Below are 24,824 nucleotides of genomic sequence, written 5' to 3'. Positions count from 1 at the left end.
TTTACGTTAAAATCGGACGTGCTGGCGATTTAACCTTTGATGGATCCTGCCACCATACCCTTCATGATCTGCTCCTGCAGGATCAGATAGGCCACGATCGTCGGAATGACGGCGATCGCCATCGCTCCCATCGTCAAGCTGTAATCCGTGCCGAAGCCGTCCGAGAATAAGGACAAGCTGAGCGGCAGCGTCTTCAGCGCCTGCGTATTGATAAATACGAGTGCGAAGGAGAAGTCATTCCAGAATCGGAGAAATGCCAGAATCGATATCGTTGCCACGATTGGCGTACAGAGCGGAAGAATCATTCTGCCGAAGATTCCCCACCAGCCGCTGCCGTCAATCATGGCTGCTTCTTCAATCTCTCTTGGAATGGATGACATGTAGGCCATCGCCAAGAATATTGCGATCGGCAGCTCAAATGCCGTATAAGGCAGAATGAGCGCACCGTACGTGTCGAGCAGGCCGATATTTTTCATCATAATAAACAGGGGCACCAGCGTACTGTGAATCGGAATCAGCAGCCCGGTCGTAAACAACACAACCACCAGCTTTTTGAACCGAAACTCGAATCTGGACAGTACATACGCCGCGAGTACACTGAGCAGGATGGTCAGAACGACGGCTGTAATCGTCACAACCGTTGAATTCAGCATCGCTCTGCCCATATTTCCAAGCTCCCAAGCCCGGAATAAATTCTCGGTCATCCACTCCTTCGGCAAGCCGTAAGGGTTGGTGAAAAAATCCTGATTCGATTTAAACGCGCTCGTAAAAAGCCAGTACAAGGGATAGAGCGTAAGAATCGCATACACAATCAGCAGCAATTTTACGAACCCGGTTAACCCCTTCGTGATGACGCGTTTCCCTGAGGTACTTCCGGTCCCGGTCGTCTGTAAATTCACATCGCTCCCTCCTTCATGTTAACTTGACTTTCTGCGCGTTGCGAAATAGTTAAGCGCGATAAGAATGGCGCTGACGATCATAATCATCGTGGAGACGGCGGAGCCGTAACCGTAACGGTACACGCTGAACGTGCTGTTGTACATATAAGTAGCAAGCAGTTCCGTCGATTGCGCAGGTCCGCCGCCCGTCATGACGATGACATGGTCAAAAGCTTTCAGGCTTCCCGAGATACAGAGCACAATGGTTACGACAACCGTGCTCCAGATCATCGGCAGCGTGATTTGCATCAGCTTGTTCCAGCCGGCGGACCCATCGATTTTGGCCGCATCATGGATTTCCGGTGAAATATTTTGCAGTGCTGCGATAAAGATGACCAGATAAGGGCCGATGTTCGCCCAGTTAATCGGGATCGATATCGCCAGCATATTGACTTTTGGATCGGACAGCCAGGCACGGGTCCAAGACTCCAGACCGAGCATCTCCAGTACATAGTTGGCGATCCCGAACTGAGGATGGTAAATGTAACCCCAGATAAGACCAACGACAACCGTGGAGAGAACCATCGGCATGAAGACGGCAGACCGGATGAACCTGGAGAAGAACGAATTCTTGAACAATACAATAGCCAGAATCAACGCGATTGGAACCTGGCCGATAATGGATGATACGACCAGAATCAGGTTGTTTCGAAGCGCCCGCCAGAAGATCGGATCCTTGAACATCTCTTTATAATTATCAAGGCCGATAAAGGTGGCGTCTCCGAACCCTTTCCAACTGAAAAATCCGTAGTATGCTGACCAGAAGACCGGAATAATGACAAATATCAGAAACAACAGAAGCGCAGGAAGAAGAGCTATGGCTATAAATCCTTTGCTTCTCATTGCTGTAGGCATGGCAGCCTCCTCCCTCCTAATCCTTATGCAGTGGTGAACCTTTTCTTATGGAGTAGCGGATCGGGCTTGCGCATCCTGTAGCTTCTGGGCCACACCTTCGACGGGACCGCCCATCATAATTTCCTGCAGACCGTTGTTGATGACCTCAGCCGCTTCTGCAGACAGATAAGCATCGTATACCGGCGTAATGCCTGTGGATTTCACCAGGTTAAAGGCTTTGTAGTACAAGGAGGTAACTTTGGACTCATCAATTTCGGTATCGTACATGACCATGGAGTTGCTCTCGGCAATCGCTTTTTGCGCTTCCGGTCCGCTCACGGCATAAATCAGTTCAAGCGCCAATTCTTTTGCTTTCCCTTCGGTTCTGCTGCTAAGGGCCAGACCGCCGCCAGCGCCGCCGGAGATGGTGTTAGCCTCACCTTTACCACCAGGAATCGAAGGCAGAGTAGTGACTTCAATATCCTTCATTTGCTCCTCCGAGGAAGAAGCCGCCAGGTTCGTGAGTGTCCATGCACCGCTGATCATCATCGCTGCATTGCCTTGGATGAAATACTGCTCGGCTTGCGTGTTGTCGATGCTGTTGGCACCTTCTTGGAATGCTTTGTTGTCGACGAGCTCTTTGAAATAACCAAGCGCTTCGATAAACTCAGGATCGGTGAATTTCGCGCCATCCTGTGCTGCCGCTTTCTTGAACCATTCGGTGCCTGTCACACGGTCGGCAATCGATCCGATAATGGTGGATTGCGCAACCCATGGCGCTTTGTTTCCAAGCGCGATCGGCGTAATGCCGTTATCGTTGAACGTTTTAACCGCCGCCATCATTTCTTCCCAAGTCGTTGGAACTTTTACGTTATGTTTGTCAAACATTGCTTTGTTGTAGTAGAGAATCGAAGTTGCGGACATGCCTAGTGGAGCGGAGTAGATCTGGCCGTCCTCGAACTCGTATGGATCAAACGCTCCCGGCAGGAATTTATCTTTCCAATCCGAATGAGCATCGAGCACCTCTGTAATCGGCTGAAGCAGTTTCGCCTGATGAAGCTCGGCTGACTGGCTTCCTGCATATACGAAGAATACATCCGGCATTTCATTCGCAGCCGCAACGGTGCTCAGACGTTGACGGTAACCGTCCGGCGGAATCGCTTGTGCATCGAGCGTAACTTCAGGATGATCCTGAGCAAACTGATCGATAAAACTTCGGACTGATTTGGCACGCAGATCATCACCGGCAAAGTTATGCCAAATGGTCAGCTTGACCTTCTCTTGATTCCCCTCATTTCCCCCCGCCTGCTCCTTGCTTTGCCCGCCTCCGCAAGCTGCAAGGACCAGTGACATCATCAGTAGTACAAGACCTATTTTACGTTTTGGTCTCATGGTCAATCCCCCTTTTTAATATACGAAAATGATGAAGCGTCTTAAGATGATTAGTCCAAGTATATAAAAGGATATAACGCTTACATAGGGGATATAATTCAGTCCATAGAGGGACAAAATTCAGGATTTGCCCGATACTCCGACGGGGTTTGTCCCGTCCATTTCTTGAACAGGCGGTTAAAATACTTAATATCCTCATAACCGATTTCATTCGCGATTTCACTGATTTTGGCTGGCGTTTCCCGCAGCAGGTGCATCGCTTTTCGCAGTTTCGCCTGGGTCACGAATTCGATATAATTCTGCCCGGTTTCCTTCTTGAACATCTCGCTGAAATAGTTGGGGTTCATATGGACATGCTTCGCCACTTGTTGAAGCGACAAGCTCTGCCCCAGATGCTCATGAATGAAGGATATCGCTCGCTGGACAGGACTGGTTGTTGAGACCATATCACCATACTGCTTCATGATGAGCTCAAGGGAATCGACCAGCACCTTCTCCGGCGTCTTTGTCAACTCGCGTATATCGTAAGTCTCTTCCACTTTCACCGGACTGGCATAGCCGATAGACGTAGCAGCCCGTATGAGCCAGCGCTGTGCCGAGATGATCAGGGAATGCAGGTAAGCCTGAACCGAACCGGGCGTCGCCTGGCCCTGGCTTTGGATGCGTCGCAGCAAATCCGTCACCCATGCCCGCAAGTCGGCGGATTGTCCAGAACGCAGCAGGGAGGACAGCTCGGTTTCTTCTTCCACCGAACATACCGTTCGGATGCCTTTACGTCCTTCGATATCTTCATAACGGATATGCCGTTCCGAATGCAGCAGCCACTCGTACGAGCTGGCTTCCACAGCGGTGCTCAGCGCAACAGGGAGTTCCCGGACACTGGAAACCGGCCGACCGCTGGCTGCCGTAATACGGCAGTCGTGCGCAGATTCCATCTTCCGAAGAGCGGAATCTACTCGTCCCCATCCACTATTCGGTTCGGTTCGCACCAACAGAAGCAGGGAACCATTCCACTCCAGCCACGCACCATGCAGCCCTTCGGCCATCGCTGTACCGATTAAGCTATGCAGCTCGCCAAGCGCAAAGCGCTCCTCTTCCTCTTGATGTAACGGATGCACCGATAGCATCCAGATCTGCAGCACCGAGCCATTCGTTTCCAATCGCAGCTGAGGATATCGCTCCCATAATTCCGCCTCAGCTTGCCCATCCGGCGGAGCACCGGACGCCAGCAGTCTTCGCAGAAAGCCCCGGCTGACCACCAATTCCTGCGCCTTTCCCTTCGCTTGGCTAAGTCTTCGCTGTATCAATCGCTCTCTTGCTTGTACCGCAGCCTCGATAATTTCCCCGGGCCTGCTCGTCTTCAGCAGGTAATCGCTCACGCCTTCCCGCATCGCCTGCTGCGCATATGAGAATTCATCGTATCCCGAGATGACAATGATTTCGATCTCGGGATACTGCTGCTTGACTTCATGCGCCATATCCAGTCCGCTCAAGCCCGTCATGCGAATGTCGGTAAAAATAATCTCGGGCATTTCAACGGGAATACGCTGAAGGGCTTCCTCCGCTGAAGCCGCGGGCGTCAGCACCGTAAAGCCGTTATCGGCCCAATTGATCACTGTGCTCAGACCATTTCGAATGATCACTTCATCATCAACGATCAGTACCTTCAATGTCGCCATCCCCTTTGCTGGATCATTCAGATTGTTGAATTTCAGGTAAATCAGGTATCGTAAACATCACCCGTGTTCCGGCTCCTTCCGTGCTCTCTACACGCAAGCCCGCATCCTTACCGTAATGAAGAAGCAGCCGCTTATGGACATTTCGCAGCCCGTAGCTTCCGCGCGGGGTTTGCCCCTTCTCATATTGCAGCGGATTCTCAACCAGCTGATCCTGAAGCCATTTCAGGCGCTCCGTTGTCATCCCGATACCATCATCCTCCACCACGAAGTGGATTCCTTCAAATTCACGGTGTCCGCGAATCGTAATCGTCCCCATCCCGTCACGGCTCAAAATACCATGCAGCATGGAGTTTTCAACCAACGGCTGCAGCAGCAGCTTTAACATGGTGTGCGGATACAGCTCTTCCTCCACATGAACCTCAAACTTGAACTTTTCCGGATAGCGGATGGTTTGAATATTTACGTAATGTCGGACATGCATTATTTCCTGCTGAATCGTGCAGTATTCCTGCCCGTTATTGAGACTGAACCTCAAGAAATCGCTGAGCGATCCCACCATCTCGGCAATTTTCACATCCTGGTTCATCAGCGCCAGCCAATGGATGGATGACAGCGTATTGTAGAGGAAATGCGGATTGATCTGCACCTGCAGCGCATGCATATCCGCCTCCTTCTTCAGCGACTCGTTCAGCTTCACTTCGTCGGTAAGCTTCACAATCCGGGAGCTGAGCCGGTTGTAACTGATAATGAGCTGCCCGACCTCATCGACCGTCTTCACCGGGAGCGCAGGCAGAGGCTCCTCCGGGCTTGAGTTCTTGAGGAACTTCGTTAACACGGACAGCGGATTCGTAATTTTCTGGATCAGGAAAAGAACGAGTATAATGGCCAGCAGAATGGCCACGGTGACGGCAACCGCCGTCAATTTGATGAAGTACTGGTTCTGGGAACGGTATTCCTGTGAGGGAATAATGCCGACCAGTTTCCAGTTCACGCTGGACATTTTTTTATAGAGAATGGTCTTCTTGTTGCTCCCCTCGCCATAGTCTATATTTCCGCTGAGCCCCTCAAACTCTCCAATCGAAGGATAGTAGTCTGCAAGCGTAAGATTGGTCTCCATATCCGGCGGACCAGCAATAATCCGGTTATTCTCGTCAAGAAGAAGGACAAACCCGGTCTTCTCCAGGACGGCCTGCCGAAATTGATTGGCAATGACGCCCTGGTCCAGGTTGATCTGCAGATTCCCGATCGGCTTATATTTATCCGTGCTTCGGATCGGTCTGGCCAGCGTAATGACTTTCCTAACGCCTTCAAAGGTCCACTGCCGATGAACAAAGGACCACCATTTGGGATGATGCTCGTAATAGTCGGGGACCATCTCGGTTATATTCCGGAACTCGGAGCGTACCAAGGATTTGTGCGAGATAGCATCTTTACTGCCGAGCGGTTCGACGATGATATTAGCGATATAATCTTTGGAAAAGGCCAAGTTCGTCAAAAAATTAATAACCGTCGTCTGCTGGACGTAGTTGCTCTGCTCGGTCTTCAGATAGGCTTGAACACCGGTATGCCCGATGAGAAAAAGCGAGATATTCTCCACGTCTTTGACCATCGTATCCAGGTAAGCTTCCAGCTGCCGAAGCGTATTCATTCCTGTAATCTTGGCCTTCTCCTCAGTCAGGCTCTTGGCTATGTTAAAAGAGAAAATACCGAGAAACAGCAGCGGCACCAGCGTTGCGATAATAATAAGTAACGACAATTTATGCTTCAGCGATTTCCCAAGCCATTGCTGCATAAAAACACCTCGTTCAAAGTCCCTATGGTATGGGCTTGTTATATTACTTGACATTGAATGCGTTTACTTCCAATCCACTCTCTTTTACTAGCAAAAATGTGTCAGGTTTATTAACTATCTTAGAGGAATCTTAAGACTCAAGTAAATGGTAATAAAGTCCTATGAAAAGGGGTGGAATCTTCTTGCATATGTTCTATAGGTACCATTCCTACTGGTTCCTTTTCGGAGATCATGGAGGGGATAAATCGGAGGTGTTGGATTAAAAGAAACACAAAAAGGGCGCAGCAGCACCCTTTTGATTAACGAAGCACATCTTTCTATCAAGCTTTATGCTTCTAGTCCATGATCATAACATCTTATCAGATATGCGTTTATATGTAGATCTAAAGTTTTACATCACTAAACCGTTACTTCCCCTATTCTTCCAGACTACTATACTCCATGCTATCCACCACAAACTGATTCAACTCTTCATCAAATCGGTATGTTATTTGCAGATCCCCGGCGAAGCCGGCCGGACTGATGCTTCCCGCAGCTTGCGTAACAAGCCGACCTTCCTCTAGTTTGTGTCTGACAACGGCCCCGAAGCCAACCTTATCATATAAGTAGCTTTTATCCTTGGAATCATCCTCGATCCTTTCGACATACTCCTTCCCGTCGATCAAAAGCTTGATAACAAAGTGATCCGCATACTTCTCGATGTTGGATTGCACATGGCTCAGTACCGCCTGCTCCAATGATTCGATAGGAATTTCCCTCAGCGTCTCGACGTCGACTACATGCATTTCCCCCATGTAAAGCCCCGTTCCGGTCCCGTCCACATAGAACACCACAACGTCAGGCTTGCCATCGCCTGTAACATCCTGATATTGAATGACGGGTTTCCGCGTACCGTCTCCGCCGTTCCAGTCTTCAAAGACCCGCTTCCTTCCTTCGACCTCGATCACCATTCCTTCATATCTGCCATATTTCGTTGCGCTTACCGGATACAGCTTCACATCCCGGTTCTCCTCTGCCGTTGAAACGTCCACATCCGGCGTATAGATGTAAACCATTCTCTCCTTCGTATCCCAGCCTACTTCTGCATCATACAACTCCGCTAAAAATCGGATCGGCACCATAACGTGGCCATCCTTTAACTCTGCGGGAATGGATAGTGAATATGCCTTCCCTTTTCCCTTCGCCTTCAGGCTTCCCATCTCTAATGTGACTTGATCGGCACCTGTGTTGATGGTTACCGTCTTGTTCTTGTTGTTCCAGTGAAGCTGCATAGGTTTCATGTAGTACTTCATTATGCGCAAGGGAACCAGCGTTGTCTGATTCACGATGACGGGATTGACATCCGTCGTAACAATCCAATGATTGATGTTTAATTCCATTTCCTTCTTGGGTGCAGCTTCAGCCTGATCCTGAACGAAAGCACTCATCAGCATCGTGGCCGCTATGGCGCCGCTTACTGCTATTCTTGTCCATTTCCGGGTGATCATGTCCTCTAAATCTCCTTGGCTTGTGATATTCGGTAATGCTTATATAACTAAAACGCATCGTGACCGGGATTGGTTCGTTCATATCAATAAATGATATCCATACTTCCTCTGTCGTCCCCTTCCTGCCAGGCCTCCAATTATTCACCCCATTCAATGTCAAAAATCATGACCACGCTCCTTCTGTTATGTTAGAATCAGATATGATTGTTATATTATGGAATAAATAGTTCGAGGTTATCATTTCGGTTCCAGGAGAACCCTGCTAGGAAAATGTTGAAGGGAGGCGAGCCATATGAATATAGGTAGTTCCATGTTTCATTTATGGCCCATGTTGATCTTAATCATAAACGGACTTTTTATGCTGCTTGGTTTGTATGCATTGTATCTGCTCATTAAACTTTTGATTCGCGCCATAACAGCTGTCGAGCTCTACATCGATGAGAAAAGAAACCGGCGGTTGTGAAGGTAAACTTCAGTTAATTCAGGGTTGAAACCACTGAATCTCCTGTGGTAAAGTCTAGGCAACCAGAAATGAAAGGGTGAACCAAAAGCCAATGATCCACTAATCCTGTCCCAAACATTGGAAAAACACTTCGTTACGAGGTTTTTCGGGATAGGATTCGTGCGGCTTTTTTTATATGTGACGGGTAGATGCTTGAAGCTTCTTTACAAATGAAGCCGGTATCTTCTTTTGTCCGTATTCAGCCTCCTATTCCGAAATCTCGGAGTGGGAGGCTTTTTTTTAGAGTAAGAAAGCATCAACTTCAGAGACCTGTCATCCTTATCTCGCAAGAGCAGCTTCCACTATACGCGGAGACTTGGATATGCTCAGACCCATGAAGAATCCGTCTTAAAGCATTCCTAACAACTTTCTATACAAGGAGGCATATTTGCATGCAGATCATAACACAGGAGTACAAGACAGCGAATCGGGAGTCGGGACCTTATGGTATTACGACAGGACAAGATGGGGCCATATGGTTCACGGAGCATAAAGGAAACCGGATCGGACGGCTCACCAAGAATGGGGATATGCGCACGTTCGAAGTGCCGACTCCGGATGCCGGGGTTATGTCCATCCTATCTGCCCGTACCGGTGACCTCTGGTTTACGGAGTACAAAGCGAATAAAATCGGAAGAATGACAATGGAAGGAACATTTACGGAATTTGAACTGCCTGAAGCCAACTCGTCTCCTTACGGCCTGACGGAGGGTCCGGATGGAGCCATATGGTTCACCGAGCTAAATGGCAACCGAATCGGAAATATAACGCCGGCAGGCGTTATCACGGAATATGCCTTACCACGCGAAGGCTCGTACCCTTCCTATATTACAGCGGGTCCGGACGGCGCGTTGTGGTTCACGGAAAACCAGAACAACTCCATCGGACGGATTACGGTGGACGGGGAGATTACCGAGTACCGGATTCCAACGGAGCAATCCGGCCCGGTCGGCATCACGACAGGTGCCGATGGCGCCCTATGGTTTGTTCAAATCAACGGCAATCAAATCGGACGAATCACAACGTCCGGGAACTTCACCGAATATAAGATCCCGTTTGAAAACGCAAGGCCCCACGCTATCACGGCGGGTACTTCCGGAGATCTCTGGTTTACCGAATGGGGAGCCAATCGAATCGGACGAATTACCTGTACCGGGGACATGACCGAGTACCCGATCCCAACCCCCTCCGCTGAACCTCACGGTATTACCGTGGATTCCGGGGGCGAGGTCTGGTTCGCCGAGGAATGCGATCAGATCGGCCGGTTTACGATTCAATATTAGGTTTAGGATGCCAACCTATTGCTCCGCCCCTAAAAGAAAGCCCGTGCAGCTTGTTGCCGGGCTTTTCCAGCGTGAAGCTGCCCCGGCTTGTTTCTTCATCTATGGGAATGTGATAGATTAAATGGATACTTAGAATTATTTCTCTTAGGAGACCGTCCGATGATGAACCCAAATCAAACGTTAGATGATATACAATGGCAGACACTAATTCAACAAACCGCAGGTTTTTTCAGCGATTTGACCATTAAACGGGGATTTCAGTATTACAAGCAAGGCCGTGTTCACGCAAGCGAGCTGATAGATCCTCCCGGGATGATCGAGGCTGCCGTAGATGGAACGGAAACCTACCGTGTCAAGCTTCATCTTCACTCCCTGAGTGACAGCGAGTGCAGCTGCCCCGTTAACGAAGGCTGCAAGCATATGGTGGCTGTTCTGCTTGACTATGCCCAGCTTCAGGGTCGTTCCATTCATGCCCTGGTTAATGCGCATTCCACTACGTATGCTCCCACCTCTTCCTATGACCGAAGCGATTCCGACTTCAGTCCAGCGCAGGAACGGCCATCTGCCGGAGCATCGAAGTGGAGAGTCAAGGCGGACCATTTGCCCGAGCTGCCCATCTCCGCATGGCATGAGCTGTTCGAAGTTTGCACGGCTTCGCTGGGAGCGAATACGCAGAATTCGTTCTACGCCAAAAATGCACTGGCCTCCCTCCATCACATCAAACCGCCCATGCCACCGGATATGGAGTCATTATACGAGCTTCATGCCCATCTCTTTATTCTCGAGAAGCTGGTCAAGCAGCCCGCCAGTGCCTGGAATTCCTCCGGCTCCTACATTGGCTATCATACGCAGGTAGCAGCCGATCATATCCTGGCCAGAATCGAGCGCATCTTCCATGAAGGGCTGGAAGACAGCGAAGATGGAGAGGCATTCAAGCAGCGACTTACCGAGACGATCTCGTTTGTCCGGCGGAGCATGCTGGGCGAGCCGCGGAACCGTAAATTTTACGCGCAGGTCTATATGCAGCTCTGGATGTACTGGATCTATCCGTTTGCGAAAAAAAGCACCCGCTTAATCGAGGCGGAGTTAGAGCAGCTGCAGGCAGCCGAAGCCGAATTCGGCAGCACCCTCTCGCGTGCCTCGTGGTATATGGCACAGGGCTTAATGTCCTTCTACCTCGGACAAGATGAAACGTCTTGGAGCCTGATCAGAGAAGCAGACAAGGTGAGCAGTCTGCCCCCGGCTTCCGTCCTGGGCTTCTTCGACATGCTGCATTCGGGGCAACAATGGGAACGCTTAGCCCGCTGGCTCCCGGAGATCGGCCCGCTGCTTGGCAGTCACCGCAGCGAGCATCTCAGCAGCTATCAATTCTACTGGGATGCCGTCATAGCGCACCTACCCGAGGAGGCTGAACGGATGTGGAGCAGTCTTGCCGACATGCTTCCTTATTCGAAGGACATCTATCAGAATGCCTTGATCACACACGGCAGATGGCGGGAATGGATCGACTACCAAATAAGCACAGGCAGGGAGCCGCTGGAACTCCGGGTCAGCGAGCTCGCTCCGATTGAGAAGAATGCGCCCGAGCTGCTGCTGCCTTTTTACCATCAGGCCGTCGAGCGGTACATCCTTCATAAGAACCGAGCCGGCTATAAAGCAGCCGTCAAGCTGCTCAAACGCTTGGCCAAGCTATATAAAAAGCTCAAGCAGCAGGAGCGCTGGGATCTGTTCATGATCTCGTTGTCCGTACGAAACAGCCGGCTTCGCGCATTCCAGGAAGAGCTGCGGAGAGGAAAGCTGATATCATGAGCAGACACACCGAAACCATCACGGTTCACATGGCACTAAGCGAATACGGAGATGCCGTCCTATACGGATCTACCGTCATGCGGGGTTACGTGTCCGGACAATACCTGAAGCACCGCTTATTCGCCTGGCACGAAGCTTCCTTCTACGGAACAGAGCTTACCGTGCAATCCGTTCAGGATATGGAAGTGGTCATCCTGCCTTCCGAGCAGGTCATACCGTTCTTTGCGGATGCACGCCTGCTCGAACATATTGAGTGGATATGGGACGAGGATTGCCTTCCCTTCATTGAAATTGCACCTTCGCTGGCAGCTTGCATTCAGGACAAGCAATACGCGCCGAGCCTGAGCGCCTTCAAATCGGGAAGGCTGCAATGGATCTGGGATGCGGAGGCGTTCACAGCGGAAGAGTTGTCCCGTCTCTCCCTGCTGGATGCAGACGAGATATGGAATGAGAGCTTACGGGCGGCGTTCTCTGCCGCCGTTGAAGATCAATGTTACGGCAGCGAAGAGGCCGCGGCTGACCTGCGCAGGGAATACCCCCTTCTCTTCTCGCCGAACCGAACGGCAGCCGAAGGCATGGACGACAAGTCCTGGCTGATCGCTATCGGATGGCGACCGGATACCGCTCCGTTCCGGCCCCTCCTGCAATTGCTGGAACCGGACGAAGAAGAAACCGAGTGGCGTCTTCAGCTCGTATTGCAGGACAAGCAAGACGCCGCATCGCTTGCAGCCGTTCGTCTAGCCGAAGACGGGCAGGCATACGGATCATGGCCGGAGACTTGGACGGCTCATATCAAGGAGCGATCCTCCGGCTGGCTCCAAGGTTTGCAAGCAGCACTGCCCTCACGTATGCTTCACGCTCCCGCTGAAGACGTGCTCGGTACGCCTCTGTCCGACGAGGCGGCATGGCAGTTCCTGACCGCGGACAGCCAGCGGCTGCTCCAGTCAGGCTGGCTGGTCCTGCTGCCCGCTTGGTGGGAAGCCGCCAGCAAGAAGAAGCCCAAGCTGCGGGCGAAAGTGCGCTCGGGCGAAGGCGAGAACGCCGAGCGAAGCAGCGGCGGTTCCCTATTCGGTCTGGACGCGCTGGTGAATTTCGATTGGCGTATCGCCATCGGCGAAGCTACCCTTTCCGAGGCCGAATTCGCGGAGCTTGTTGCCCGGAACGAACGGCTTGTGCGGTTCCGGGGCCAATGGATTCCGCTGGACCCCGCCCTGGTCGCCCAAATCCGCCAGATGATGGCGGGCGTAGACCGTGAGGAAGGTCTATCGTTTCAAGATATTCTGCACCTTCACCTGCTTGGGAACAACGATGAGTCCGAACAGACTCAGCAGGATGCGGAGGAAGCGCGGGACCCGGAACGGATCAAGCTTGAGGTGGAGCTGAACGAGCACCTCGTGAAGCTCATCGGCCAGCTCGGCCGACAAAGCGAGTGGCCGAACCTCCCTGTCCCCGCCGGGTTGAAGGCGGAACTGCGGACTTATCAGCATGACGGCTTTGCTTGGCTTGCCTTTTTGCGGCGTTACGGGCTCGGTGCATGCCTTGCCGATGACATGGGTCTTGGCAAAACCGTGCAGTTTATCGCCTACCTGCTGCACGTGAAGGAGACAACGATGCAGCGGGAAGAGAGACGCCTCCCTTCCCTGCTGATCTGCCCCACCTCGGTGCTGGGCAATTGGCAAAAGGAGCTTGAACGGTTTGCCCCGTCGCTCCAGGTCATGCTTCACTACGGCGGCAAACGAAGCAGCAGCGAGGATTTCTATAAAGAGGCTTACCAAGCCGATATTATCCTGACATCTTATGCTACCGCCACGCTCGATCAAGAAATGTTAAGAGACATGAAGTGGGAAACGATCGGCATCGACGAGGCCCAGAATATCAAGAATGCCGACACCAAGCAATCCGCCGCCGTGCGAAGTTTTCCGGCAAGGCATCGCGTTGCCTTAACCGGCACACCGATTGAGAACCGGCTGTCCGAGCTGTGGTCCATCTATGACTTCATCAATCCCGGATATCTCGGCAGCCTGCGCGCGTTCAATCTCCGGTTCATTCAGGCCATCGAAAAAGATAAAAACGAGCAGCGTACGGCCGATCTGCAAAGGCTGATCAAACCCTTCATGCTCCGGCGTAAGAAGAAGGATCCCGCGATCCAGCTCGATCTGCCGGACAAAAACGAGATGAAGACCTATATCCATCTCACAGCCGAGCAGGGTGCGCTTTACGACCAGACCGTGAACAGCCTGCTGGAACGCATGCAAAAGCTTGAGGGCATCGAGCGCAAAGGCGCCATTCTAGCAGCTCTTACGCAGTTCAAGCAGCTCTGCGATCATCCGGCGCTGCTCACAAAGGAGCCGCTCCCGGAATTGCCGGGAGGCGGCGGCTTGCTTGACACCGAAGCCGTCGTCAGCCGTTCGGCCAAGCTGGAACGGCTGCTGTCCATGGTGAAGGAACTGCGGGATGAAGGCGAACGCTGCCTGATCTTCACCCAGTATATCGGCATGGGCGAGATGATGCGGCAGGTACTGCATCAAGAGCTTGGGGAGCCGGTGCTATACTTGAACGGCAGCACGCCCAAGCGGACGCGCGACCGCATGATCGAGCAGTTCCAATCCCAGACGCTGCCGCCCGAAGAGCAGCCGAACGTCATGATCCTCTCGATCAAGGCCGGCGGCGTCGGCCTGAATTTGACCGCCGCGAATCACGTGTTCCACTTCGACCGCTGGTGGAACCCCGCAGTGGAGAATCAGGCTACCGACCGCGCTTATCGGATGGGACAAACCAAGGATGTCCAGGTGTACAAGTTCATCTCCATGGGGACGCTCGAGGAGCGGATCGATGAGATGCTGGAGAGCAAGCAGCAGCTAAGCGATCAGGTTATCGCAAGCAGCGAAGGCTGGATTACCGAGCTGTCTACCGATGAGCTGAAGGATCTGTTCACGCTGCGGCGCGATTGGGCTTAATTGTCATTATCAGGAGTAAACGAATAGTCGATCGTGGACATTCGCCCCCGAAGAGATGGAGCACAGCGGAATCCTGTGAAACTTCTGGGAGGGCCGCAAGGTGTCGCTCTACAACGACGATATCGTTGAATAGCAGAAAGCCCCGTGTGCGGACACGGGGCTTTTGTTATTTGGAGGAGTTTAATACTTAGAGTAATTTCGTTTTGTCTACGCGCATGAAGCTTATATGGCTAAGGTTTCTAAATCCAAACCAGTTGAAGTACTTTGTCTTGGGTAATCCGGTGCAACTTGAGGTACTCTCGATTACACAGGTAATCCGGGCAACTTAAGGTACTCTCGATTGCAGGTAATCAACGCAACTTGAGGTCCTCTCGCTTACGAAGGTAATCCACTCAACTTGAGGTAATCTCGATAACGCAGGTAATTCGGTCAACTTAAGGTAGTCTCGCGGCAACTTAAGGTACTCTCGCTTACCCAGGTAATCCGGCAACTTAAGGTACTCTCGATAACGCAGGTAATCCGGCAGTCTTGAAGTGCTTCACTTACAAGGAGAACTCCGATTCATCCGCACAAGATGGCCGGCACCAGAACGTTTGGCAACCTGCTGGTAATTAGGTAGGAGGAGAGTGATTCTTTGTATTAACGGACTCAGAATACGCTATTTAAGACAAATTCATCATTTTTAGCGACTGAACGGACATAGGATCCGTTATTTACGCCAATACAGCATAAAAATGCCGGATATGCGCCCAATAACGGATCTTGTGTCCGCTGCGGTTTAAATTATGGCGTGATCTCATCATATAACGGAACTGGAGTCCGATAGGAACAGCGAGTAGTTGACTACTTCAAGAACAGTAAATGCTGGCGCCGGATCGGTATTTCCGGCCAGCCCCCCACTCCCTCCGCTTACTTCTCCTCCATCAGCTGCCGCAGCTTCGCTTCCGTGGTCGTATCGGGAGCGGGCGTATAGATGCTGCACCGCAGGTCATCATTTCCGTACACTTTCAGCGACGTGAGCTCATAAACCATTTTCCCGGCCTTGGCATGCCGGAATTCCAGATGTACCTCCGGGGCATAACTGACCTGGCTCTGCTCCCACATCCGGTTGAAATCCGGGTGCCCGTTCTTCATCTCCTCCAGAAAACGGTCATACCACTCATCCTCGACGTATTGACCGTAATAGGACCGGAACATCGACAAGAAGCCGCTGGCGAACTGCTCCCAATTCACCGCCAGCCGTTGAAACTCTCTGCGGGTGAAGAGCAGCCGGATCATGTTCCGCTCCTCGGGTGGAATGCGGTCAAAATCCAGGAACACGTACGCAGCCGCACGGTTCCACCCCACGATGTTGCACATCCGATCTGATATCATGACGGGGCAATATTTCAGCTCGGTGATGATTTTTTGCAGGGACGGGCTGATCTGCACCGCTTCTTGTTTGACCGTATAAGGCTCCGCCCCGCTCTCCAGCGCCAGAGAATACAGATATCTGCGCTCATCCGCGTTCAGCTGAAGCGCATTGGCGACGCAGTCCAGCACGGACGACGACACCTGGATGTCGCGCCCCTGCTCGAGCCAGGTGTACCAAGTGGTGCTGACACCCGCCAGCTGGGCGACCTCCTCCCTGCGCAAACCCGGCGTTCTCCGTCTAGTCCCGGGCGGCAATCCGACGGACTCGGGCGAGATTTTGGCACGCTGTCCTTTCAGGAAAGCCGATAAAGCTTGCAATTTAACCTGAGAATTCATCTTATGGGCCTCCTTCCGTTATTAAGGATAGCAGTATTTATACTAGGATAAACGGTATCTTGTAATAGGATACTACACGTGACATTATAACCTTAAGATTGACAAGTTATAAAGTCTTAAAGGAGGCTGTTGATCCATGGAAAGAGTCGTTATCACCGGTATGGGCGTCATATCGCCGCTGGGCCACGATGTTGAGACGTTCTGGTCCCGGCTGGTACGGGGAGAGTCCGGAATTACACATATAGAAACTTTAGATACATCCAAACAGAAAGTAAAAATAGCAGGTGCCGTGAAGGAGTTTGACGCAAACGCGCTGTTTGGCGTTAAGGAAGCCCGGCGGTTGGACCGCTTCTGCCAGTTTGCCTTGGCTGCGGCCGATCAAGCCATAAGTCAGTCGGGACTCAATCTTGATCAGATTGATCATGAGCGGATGGGGGTATACGTTGGATCTGGCATCGGTGGTATTCAAACCTTAATGAATCAGAGCGACACGCTGTCTTCCCGAGGACCCGAGCGGGTGAGCCCTACCCTGGTTCCCATGATGATTCCCAATATGGCGGCAGCGCTCATCAGCATTAAATACAAGGCCCTGGGCTCTACGCTTGCGCCGGTTACCGCATGTTCGATCGGCAATACCGCGATCGGCGAGGCTTTCTTTAACATCCAGGCGGGCCGCTCCGATGTGATTATTGCGGGAGGCTCCGAAGCGGCGTTGACCGATATCTCGCTGGCCAGCTTCGCAAATGCAACCGCCCTTTCCTCCCGCAACGATGAACCGGGCCGGGCCAGCCGGCCGTTTGATACGGACCGGGATGGATTCGTCATGGCGGAAGGTGCCGGCATCCTCGTTCTGGAGTCCCTTTCCCATGCCTTGGGCAGAGGCGCCGAAATTCTAGGCGAAGTCATCGGATATGGTGCCAGCTCGGATGCCTATCATATGGTCGCCACGCCGGAAGACGGCAACGGCGCGGCACGGGCAATGAAGCTGGCCCTGACCGAGGCGAACCTCTCCCCGGCTGACGTGGATGTCATCAGCGCCCATGCCACAAGCACGGTCATCGGTGACCGTTCGGAGACAGCGGCCATTAAGCAGGTGTTTGGGGAAGAGGCGTATCGCATTCCGGTAACAGCTAACAAGTCGATGACCGGACATATGCTGGGCGCATCCGGCGGCGTGGAGGCCATTGCGCTCGTAAAATCCCTGCAGGAAGGCATCATTCCACCGACGATCAATCTGGAGAATGCCGATCCGGCATGCGATTTGGATTATGTACCCAACCAGGCGAGAAACGCCGAGCTCCGGATTGGTATGTCGAATTCCTTCGGCTTCGGCGGACATAATTCGGCGATTGTTATCCAGAAATATGAGCATGAGTAACCTTGAGCCCCGGACCCCAGTGAAAACTGGGGTCTTTTTCTTGTTGCGATTCTGGAAGGATGGGCTGAATAATGAGACAAAAACAATTTTAAATTTTTTTTCGCAGAATCAAACTTTTTGAAAGACTCGCACGTCTTGCTTCCGTAAGTCAATTGCAATTGATGGTTACCCGCGCGGGCCCAAAGGAGTGTCATATTTACATGAGTGGCGGCCGGAAGCTTGAGAAGCTTCTTATCCAATGTATAACCGAAAATCAGAACAGCGCCTACCGGCTGGCATACAGCTACGTTAGAAATAAAGAGGATGCCCTCGATATCGTTCAGGACGCGATCCACAAAGCATTTTTATCCATGGAAAAGCTGAAGCAGACGGGTTCATTAAAAAGCTGGTTTTTCCGAATTATTGTAACAACCTCCCTGGATTTCATTAGAAAACAGAAAAAAGTCCACGTCATGGACGACGAGAACCTGGAGGTTATATTACCCGGCAGCCATGATCACTATCCGAATCTGGATCTGGCTCAATCTTTGGAGGAATTACCCGACAAGTATCGGGTCATCATCATACTCCGGTTTTTTGAAGATATGAAGATTGACGAAATTGCCGAAGTGCTCCACGAAAATGTCAGCACGGTGAAAACGAGATTATACCAAGGACTACAGAGACTGCGGGTGAACCTAAGCGAGGAAGATCAAGAGGAGGCACAACGATAATGCATGACAAGCTGAATAGGATGAAAGAGCAGTACGAGAGCATTCCTATTCCTGACGAACTAAGCTCCATTGTCAACAAGACCATAGCAACCAGACGAAAAAAAAATAGAGCGCTGCCCTGGCTCGCTAGTAGCGCGGCTGCATGCATCCTACTGTTCGCCGGAGTGAATACAAGCCCTGCCTTCGCCCAGGCCATGTCCGATGTGCCGGTTCTGGGCCATATCATCAAAGTGATCACCATCCGTGAATATGCCGAGACAGACGATAACACGGAAGTGCATATCGAAACACCCGGCATTGCCAACCTAGGAAATACGGAGCTTGAGCAAACCCTGAACAACAAATACCTGGAAGAAAACAAGAAACTGTATGAGAACTTCAAAGACGAAGTCGCCCTGCTAAATAAAGAAGGCGGCGCGCATCTGAGTCTCGATAGCGGTTATGAAGTGATCACCGACAATGAACAGCTGCTGACACTTTCGCGCTATATTGTCGAATCTGCTGGAAGCTCTGCCGAATCCAGAAAATACGATACGATCGACAAGAAGAACCAGATGGTGATCACACTGCCAAGTCTGTTCAAGGATGATCGTTATATCCAGGTCATCAGTGACAATATCAAGGAGCAGATGCGCCAGCAGATGCAGAATAATCCGGACAACATCTACTGGGTGGAGCAGCCCGGCGTGGAGTCCGATGTACCGGAGGATCTGTTCCAAACGATCGCCAAGGACCAAAACTTCTACATCAACCAAGACGGCAAACTGGTCATCAGCTTTAATGAATACGATGTTGCACCCGGCTATATGGGCGTCGTGGAATTTACGATCCCAACGGAAGTGATCGCAGACCAGCTCGTCAGCAGCGAATACATTCGATAGATCAGCCGTACATCTCAACGAATGCAGATCGTCCTTCCGATCCCGTTGCCCCAGATTTTCTTTAGAATCTTTTATGATCAGTGGAAACCGGGGACATAGGGACCGCTTCGCTTCTCCAGAACGCTTCTGCCTTCTCCGTTGTAGATAACAAATTGTAGATAACAAATCATAAACCTGGAGGTAATATATCATGAAAAAAACAATGAAACACACAACCCCAATAACCAAAACCCTGGCGGCTGCCGGATTAGCGGGCATCCTGATGATATCGGCTTCGGGTCTGCCATCCGCTCATGTCCATGCCGAAACCAAAGCTGCTGCGAGTACGAGCCAGGTGACCGCTCCAACCGTTGCCCCGCAACGGGTAACATCCAAAACACTGCAATCCAAGGAAAAATGGCTCGAAACAAACATTAAAATCCCTGTATTCCAAGGTCTGACCGACACCAAATATCAAGATCAGCTAAACGATATCATCGAATCCCATGCCTCCAAGGATATCGCCAAATGGGAGCAGGAAGCCACCCAGGCTGCGGCAAATGCTCAAAAGAACGGCTATACCATGCGCCCTTATCAGCTAACGATCACCTATGAGCTTACATCGGATGGCAAGGACGACAGCTTGATTTCCCTCAAGGTCATCACCGAAGGCATCGGGATGAACAATGGCGATCCCCGCGTGGATACGTACAACTTCACGAACGAAGCCGAAGCACATCGCGTGACGCTCGAAGACCTGTTCGGTAAGGATTACAAATCCATCGTGGATAAGGCGGTCAAAACGGCGATTGCGGCGGATCAAGACCATTACTTCGCGAATGAAGACGGATTTCAAGGCATAGATGCGGAGCAATCCTTCTATGTCGCAGACGGAAAAGCCTATATCGTATTCCAAAAATACAGCATTGCCCCTGGATCCACAGGCACACCGGAATTTGCCGTAAAGCTGCCGGGTAATTCATCAGACAAAAAGCCTGCTGCAGCCGTATTGAAACCAGGCGCTTATTACAAAGATAACAACGGCAAGCTCATGGTTCAGGTATCCGTGCTGCGCCAGCTGCAATTCAATGTCAAGTGGAGCGGCAAGAGCAAAACCACAGAAATCTCCAAGGGAGCCGTCTGGAGTGCGGTGACGCTGAACAAGGATGCTTATACTTTGGGTAAAATGGCCCCACGTTCGCTGGGCTCGGCTCCTGTCATGAAAAAAGGCCACGTCTATGTCCCGCTTGCTTTCCTGACGGACGTTCTGAACCTAAAAGCAGATCAAGGCAAGCATGGCGAGATTACGCTGACAGCTGGAAAATAACTGGATCCACTCACTTCAAAGTCTGCGCCTCCTGCACATCATCTTCCAAAGCAGGGACAGCGCAGCAGGCAGTAAAAAAGAGGCCCTCTCCAACACGGAGACGGCCTCTTCTTCTATCAATGATGGGATGATTACCTTATGAGGCCTTCAGTACCCTCGTTATAGTGCAGCATTCCGTCAACAATACCCCTCCGACAACGCTTCTCCTGCCTTGCCGCCCCATTCATCATCCATCAGATACCGGGCTTGAACCCTCTCACCCTCATGTACAAACGTGAAGCGATAATACACTTCTTCATCCTCGCAAATCTCAAAATACAGTGCATATCGCCCTGCTTGCAGTGGAAGCTCAATAACGGCGTCCGACATGACGGACAACAGCTCCAGCTTTCCGGGATCCAGAACGTCAAACGGCACGACCATTCGCCGCTGCGCGTTCGGATCTTCGATGAATGCTTCTTTCAAGGCCAGCTTCACCCAAGCGCCGAAAGCATCACCAGGGATGGGATCAAAGGTCAGATATCCCGGATGAATGACAACGCCCTGCTTGATATTGGTTTCTCCCCATTGGCACAACTCCTCATCAAAGTCCCGTGAGCGGACTTGAATCTGGTGATGCGAGATCGTAAGATCCACCTCTTGGGCCATTTTCGCATGCTGCATAAGTAAAGCACCTCGCTTTTTAGATACCTATATTCTATTTAAGCCGCTCCAAATGGATCGTGGCCAGCCTGCGTTCCGCATCCACCTGAACCCGCAAGCTGATGCCCAGCTTCTCCTCGAACAATCGGGTGACATTCAGATACTTGTCCTCTACGACTCCCGACCCTCCTCGGCCGTTGGAACGCGTCATGCCTGCGGTGATAATCTCCTTCACCATATCCCCATCCGCTTTGGCTTCCGGATTATATGTAAATATAGGTTCCTTACGATCGTTATAAAAGATCATGTCCTGCCGGTATTCCTTTGCGTTCACATACTCTTTTCGCGTCACAAAATAGTCGCTCTCCAGATGGTCATACTGGACCCTCCCTGCCAGGAACGGATTGTCCTCGGAAGCTTCCACCTTGAATTGCCCATATGCCAATTGATACAGCATGTTAAGGTCCGACCCTTCCAGCCTGTAATACAACGGACGAAGTTCCCCTTGCTTATCGGTTGCGGCGAAACCGGCCAGCAGCGGCCAAGCATCCACTGGTTCACCATCCACATCAACGGCAAGCTGGTATTTGGTCAGGACCACCTCATTCTGAAAAAGCCCATACGTGCGCGCAATAAAATAACCGGGTATCAACAGCGTGGCTGCCGCCAGTATGATCACTCCCCAGAGGACCCTCCTGCCTTTCATGCTGTCACCTCCCCCGCTAGTTCTTCCTCAGATCATTACGCATGGCGCATTGTCAGCATCAAGAGCGCTTTTTCCTGGTGTTCCATCAGTAGTCTACCTCTTCAATGTCGGTGCGCAGATTGCGATTGGACGCCTGAAGCAGCTCCGTGAAGGAAGGCGCGATATAATACACAAAATCAGGATCATGCACGTACATGATGATCTGCCCGGACGTTCCCGGCTCCGCCGGATCGAAATCCAGCATCAGATACAACGACCCGCCTGCCATTGTGGCAAACGGATACCACGCCTTGTGAAACAGGTAAGGTTTAATTTCCGGATCAAGCTGCTGAATTTCCTCCGAACTATAATACGCATCCAGCCGTTCGTCCCGCTCGCAGAAATAGGATTTGACCTCCCTCATCTCATCCAGACTCATCAGGTAAAACGGCGTGTATTCCCCATCCCCCTCGTTCCCGGGATAGAGCACGTGAAACCCGTACCCGCTGCCGTTCTTCTTATTGTAAAACGAACGAAAGTCCTGCGGTAACCTGATCCCGAACTCCGCTTCAAAAAGCTGCAATTGCTCAGGAGCCGCCCCCTCCAATTGTTTATATTCATCCAGCAGATCCCGAAGATCTTCGGCGACCTTCTCCTCCAACTGCTGCTCCAGCTCGAGCATCAGTCCATCGATGACAGCATTCATAAAATAACCTCCGTTGATTGCATGTTCACTCAAAGCCGAGTGCTTCCCTTTACTAAAAAGTATATAGAACGCTGCAATGAAAACAACATGTCCTGCGGCATGCAAAAAAAGGGACAAAATCCCTCTTGAGATGTTCGTTTTGGTTCTTTTATGAAAACACCCCGGGTATTTACGGCCGCTGAAGCGCAGCTATTTCATGCCCGGAATCGGCTCATTCGATACCAGGGATAGGCATTGTGGGATAGGGGTAGCCCGCTCTCCTGCCGGAGGAATAGCACAAGAATGCCGCACAGCAGATATGAAAATCCACGGATGCGGCATTCTGATTTACAATGATATGTTAAATGACATCGACAAACTCCAGCTTCCCAAAACGCGAAGGGATGTGGTAATTCACCTCACCGGTCGGGCTCCATGCCTGATACTCCCGGTTTCCTTCGGTGTCCTCATCAATGCGGTAAAAATTCACGTCCCAGCTTCGTCCCGCTTGCGGAGCGTTCTTGAAGTTCGCAGCCGGAATGCGAATTTCATATATCAAATTTCCCTTACCGTCATGTTCTACCGAGGTTTGAAGACCGGTAAGATCCCAATGAATATCGCTGTTTGTGATCGACTTCCCGCCATCATTACGGATCAGGGCGTCGAATATAACATTGTTCGGACTAACCTCAAGCTCGATATATTCCGTTCCCGTTCCTGTTTCGTCTATAAACAGTTCCACGACATCCTGTTCATACAGCGGATCATCCCGATGCTGATACTCCGATACGATATGAGAATCCTGGCAAACAAACCGTACATAGAAGAATTCGGAGCTCCAGCAGGCGCGAACCTCGGTCGCTTCCTTCGCAGCAAGCCCGGTCACGGTATCACTTAGAGCCACCGCTTCATAACGATCCCAATCGACGTTCCCCTGATGCTGCTCTCCCTGCTGGATGTATAGGGCGGGCTTGCATGGGTAAATTGCCGTATAATGCATAATCATCCCTCCGAAAAATTCAATTGGTAGTCTTTCCTCTATGATAAGACATACAGATTCGGTTCGCTATTCCGTGGTAAGAATAAAGAACATACGGAAATCCCATCTTTTGCTCTATGTCCCCATAGTGAAAATAAGCGCATGCTGTGCTACAATAATAAAATTGCAAACTCTAGGGAGGGTTATGGATTCGCCATGCTCATAATTGGTATCGCCGGCGGCACCGGATCGGGCAAAACGACGGTTGCCCGCTCTGTCATTGACCGACTTGGTTCAGATAAAGTCACGTTTATTTCGCAGGATAACTATTACAAGGATCATAAGGAGCTCAGTTTCGAGGAACGCGAAGCGATTAACTATGATCATCCGTTCGCTTTTGACAACGAGCTGCTCGTCGAACATCTCGGCATTTTGAAAAGCGGACAACCCGCATTCGCACCGGTGTATGATTTTACCGCTCATGCCCGTTTCACGGATCAGACCATCGAGCTGAAGCCGAACAACATCGTTATCATCGAAGGCCTTCATGTGCTGTCCGATGAGAATTTGCGCAAGCTGCTTCACATTAAAGTGTTTGTGGATACCGATCCTGATGTACGCCTGCTTCGCCGGGTCGTACGCGATATTGAGGACCGCGGCCGGACCATCCAGTCGATCCATAACCAGTACCTGACAACCGTCAAGCCGATGCATGAGGCGTTCATCGAGCCCTCCAAGAAATACGCCGACCTGATCATTCCCGAAGGCGGAGAGAATGAAGTTGGCATTCGCCTGCTCTCCATCTTGACCGAGAAATATTTGACCGGCGACCGCACGCTGTCGGGGGAATAGGACAAGCCTGCGAATCGGCCATTTGCCAGTGTAGGCAGCATGGAAAAAGCCCGCGGATCTGTAATTACAGGTCCGCGGGCTTTTTGGTGTTATCCGTGTCGCTTGAGCTGGTATTGCCTAACCTGCGCGTATTGCTTGCGTTCGTGCGCTTCCGCGTGAGCTGCGTTCGCGGTCTTCTTGTTTTCGGTGATGCGGCGTTTTCCGCGTTTTCTGCACTTCCTGGACTTTCAGCATTTCCATCGTTTCCTGACTCACCGGTCCTTTCAAAGCATTCAGCTCCC

Annotated in this window: 21 protein-coding genes; 9 read left to right on the top strand and 12 right to left on the bottom strand. The window is 51.3% G+C overall.

Translation table 11 applies throughout. From position 1 onward, the window contains the following. Positions 1–29 precede the first annotated feature (29 nt). The 6 genes from ACETK5_RS22105 to ACETK5_RS22080 form a co-directional block, all read right to left on the bottom strand. Entirely contained in the window at positions 30–899 is an 870-nt protein-coding gene (locus tag ACETK5_RS22105; RefSeq protein ID WP_394057882.1) for a carbohydrate ABC transporter permease, read from the bottom strand. A gap of 18 nt (positions 900–917) precedes the next feature. Continuing rightward, complete coding sequence (locus ACETK5_RS22100) at positions 918–1,793, bottom strand: carbohydrate ABC transporter permease (RefSeq protein ID WP_326119621.1); 876 nt, start codon at positions 1,791–1,793, stop codon at positions 918–920. Positions 1,794–1,838: 45 nt separating this feature from the next. Beyond that, the gene (locus tag ACETK5_RS22095) at positions 1,839–3,164 is read right to left on the bottom strand and encodes an extracellular solute-binding protein (RefSeq protein WP_100539857.1); all 1,326 of its coding nucleotides are present in this window, start codon (positions 3,162–3,164) and stop codon (positions 1,839–1,841) included. Between the two features lie 98 nt (positions 3,165–3,262). Beyond that, complete coding sequence (locus tag ACETK5_RS22090; RefSeq protein WP_463510132.1) at positions 3,263–4,834, bottom strand: response regulator transcription factor; 1,572 nt, start codon at positions 4,832–4,834, stop codon at positions 3,263–3,265. A gap of 22 nt (positions 4,835–4,856) precedes the next feature. Further along, entirely contained in the window at positions 4,857–6,635 is a 1,779-nt protein-coding gene (locus ACETK5_RS22085; protein WP_394057877.1) for a sensor histidine kinase, read from the bottom strand. 416 nt (positions 6,636–7,051) lie between these two features. Next, positions 7,052–8,122: a copper amine oxidase N-terminal domain-containing protein gene (locus ACETK5_RS22080; RefSeq protein WP_394057875.1), complete on the bottom strand. Its 1,071-nt coding sequence runs from the start codon at positions 8,120–8,122 to the stop codon at positions 7,052–7,054. 310 nt (positions 8,123–8,432) lie between these two features. On the opposite strand from ACETK5_RS22080, the gene ACETK5_RS22075 reads away from it, so the two are divergent. The 4 genes from ACETK5_RS22075 to ACETK5_RS22060 all read left to right on the top strand — a co-directional run bounded on the left by ACETK5_RS22075 (position 8,433) and on the right by ACETK5_RS22060 (position 14,673). Continuing rightward, on the top strand, positions 8,433–8,585 hold the full coding sequence (locus ACETK5_RS22075; protein WP_394057873.1) for a hypothetical protein: 153 nt from the start codon (positions 8,433–8,435) through the stop codon (positions 8,583–8,585). A 431-nt stretch (positions 8,586–9,016) separates the two neighbouring features. Continuing rightward, positions 9,017–9,907 (top strand): streptogramin B lyase Vgb(C), encoded by an 891-nt coding sequence (gene vgb(C), locus ACETK5_RS22070; protein WP_326119615.1) that lies wholly within the window; start codon positions 9,017–9,019, stop codon positions 9,905–9,907. A gap of 159 nt (positions 9,908–10,066) precedes the next feature. Beyond that, positions 10,067–11,716 (top strand): SWIM zinc finger family protein, encoded by a 1,650-nt coding sequence (locus tag ACETK5_RS22065; protein ID WP_463510131.1) that lies wholly within the window; start codon positions 10,067–10,069, stop codon positions 11,714–11,716. Next, positions 11,713–14,673 (top strand): DEAD/DEAH box helicase, encoded by a 2,961-nt coding sequence (locus ACETK5_RS22060; RefSeq protein ID WP_394057870.1) that lies wholly within the window; start codon positions 11,713–11,715, stop codon positions 14,671–14,673. Before ACETK5_RS22065 ends, ACETK5_RS22060 begins: the two co-directional genes overlap by 4 nt. 909 nt (positions 14,674–15,582) lie before the next feature. Here the strand turns inward: ACETK5_RS22060 and ACETK5_RS22055 are convergent. Further along, on the bottom strand, positions 15,583–16,422 hold the full coding sequence (locus tag ACETK5_RS22055; protein WP_100539850.1) for a helix-turn-helix transcriptional regulator: 840 nt from the start codon (positions 16,420–16,422) through the stop codon (positions 15,583–15,585). A gap of 136 nt (positions 16,423–16,558) precedes the next feature. On the opposite strand from ACETK5_RS22055, the gene fabF reads away from it, so the two are divergent. From fabF to ACETK5_RS22035, 4 genes are all read left to right on the top strand, one after another. Then, positions 16,559–17,800 carry a beta-ketoacyl-ACP synthase II gene (gene fabF, locus ACETK5_RS22050; protein WP_326111536.1) on the top strand — a complete coding sequence of 414 codons (1,242 nt, stop codon included), beginning with the start codon at positions 16,559–16,561 and terminating at the stop codon, positions 17,798–17,800. Positions 17,801–18,000: 200 nt separating this feature from the next. After that, positions 18,001–18,513: an RNA polymerase sigma factor gene (locus ACETK5_RS22045; RefSeq protein WP_326111537.1), complete on the top strand. Its 513-nt coding sequence runs from the start codon at positions 18,001–18,003 to the stop codon at positions 18,511–18,513. Continuing rightward, a complete protein-coding gene (gene rsiV / locus ACETK5_RS22040; RefSeq protein ID WP_394057867.1) occupies positions 18,513–19,394 on the top strand; it encodes an anti-sigma-V factor RsiV in 882 nt (293 codons plus the stop codon). The genes ACETK5_RS22045 and rsiV overlap by 1 nt, the downstream gene beginning before the upstream one ends. A gap of 190 nt (positions 19,395–19,584) precedes the next feature. Beyond that, complete coding sequence (locus ACETK5_RS22035; RefSeq protein WP_394057865.1) at positions 19,585–20,700, top strand: DUF3298 domain-containing protein; 1,116 nt, start codon at positions 19,585–19,587, stop codon at positions 20,698–20,700. Between the two features lie 177 nt (positions 20,701–20,877). On the opposite strand, the gene comJ is transcribed toward ACETK5_RS22035, so the two are convergent. From comJ to ACETK5_RS22015, 4 genes are all read right to left on the bottom strand, one after another. Next, positions 20,878–21,363, bottom strand: coding sequence for a competence protein ComJ (comJ, locus tag ACETK5_RS22030; protein WP_394057863.1), 486 nt, complete (start codon positions 21,361–21,363; stop codon positions 20,878–20,880). Between the two features lie 34 nt (positions 21,364–21,397). Next, the gene (locus tag ACETK5_RS22025) at positions 21,398–22,048 is read right to left on the bottom strand and encodes a hypothetical protein (protein ID WP_394057861.1); all 651 of its coding nucleotides are present in this window, start codon (positions 22,046–22,048) and stop codon (positions 21,398–21,400) included. A gap of 85 nt (positions 22,049–22,133) precedes the next feature. Next, positions 22,134–22,733, bottom strand: a complete 600-nt coding sequence (locus ACETK5_RS22020) for an SMI1/KNR4 family protein (RefSeq protein WP_326119607.1) — start codon at positions 22,731–22,733, stop codon at positions 22,134–22,136. A 340-nt stretch (positions 22,734–23,073) separates the two neighbouring features. Continuing rightward, positions 23,074–23,712 carry a carbohydrate-binding family 9-like protein gene (locus ACETK5_RS22015; RefSeq protein ID WP_326119606.1) on the bottom strand — a complete coding sequence of 213 codons (639 nt, stop codon included), beginning with the start codon at positions 23,710–23,712 and terminating at the stop codon, positions 23,074–23,076. A gap of 195 nt (positions 23,713–23,907) precedes the next feature. On the opposite strand from ACETK5_RS22015, the gene udk reads away from it, so the two are divergent. Continuing rightward, positions 23,908–24,543, top strand: a complete 636-nt coding sequence (gene udk, locus ACETK5_RS22010; RefSeq protein ID WP_127596504.1) for a uridine kinase — start codon at positions 23,908–23,910, stop codon at positions 24,541–24,543. A gap of 117 nt (positions 24,544–24,660) precedes the next feature. On the opposite strand, the gene ACETK5_RS22005 is transcribed toward udk, so the two are convergent. Continuing rightward, positions 24,661–24,810 (bottom strand): hypothetical protein, encoded by a 150-nt coding sequence (locus ACETK5_RS22005; RefSeq protein ID WP_394057859.1) that lies wholly within the window; start codon positions 24,808–24,810, stop codon positions 24,661–24,663. Positions 24,811–24,824: the final 14 nt, after the last annotated feature.

The sequence above is a fragment of the Paenibacillus ilasis genome (assembly GCF_043195395.1).
Classification (GTDB): Bacteria; Bacillota; Bacilli; order Paenibacillales; family Paenibacillaceae; genus Paenibacillus_AQ; species Paenibacillus_AQ lautus.
This window is presented reverse-complemented; position numbering and strand designations above follow the sequence as displayed.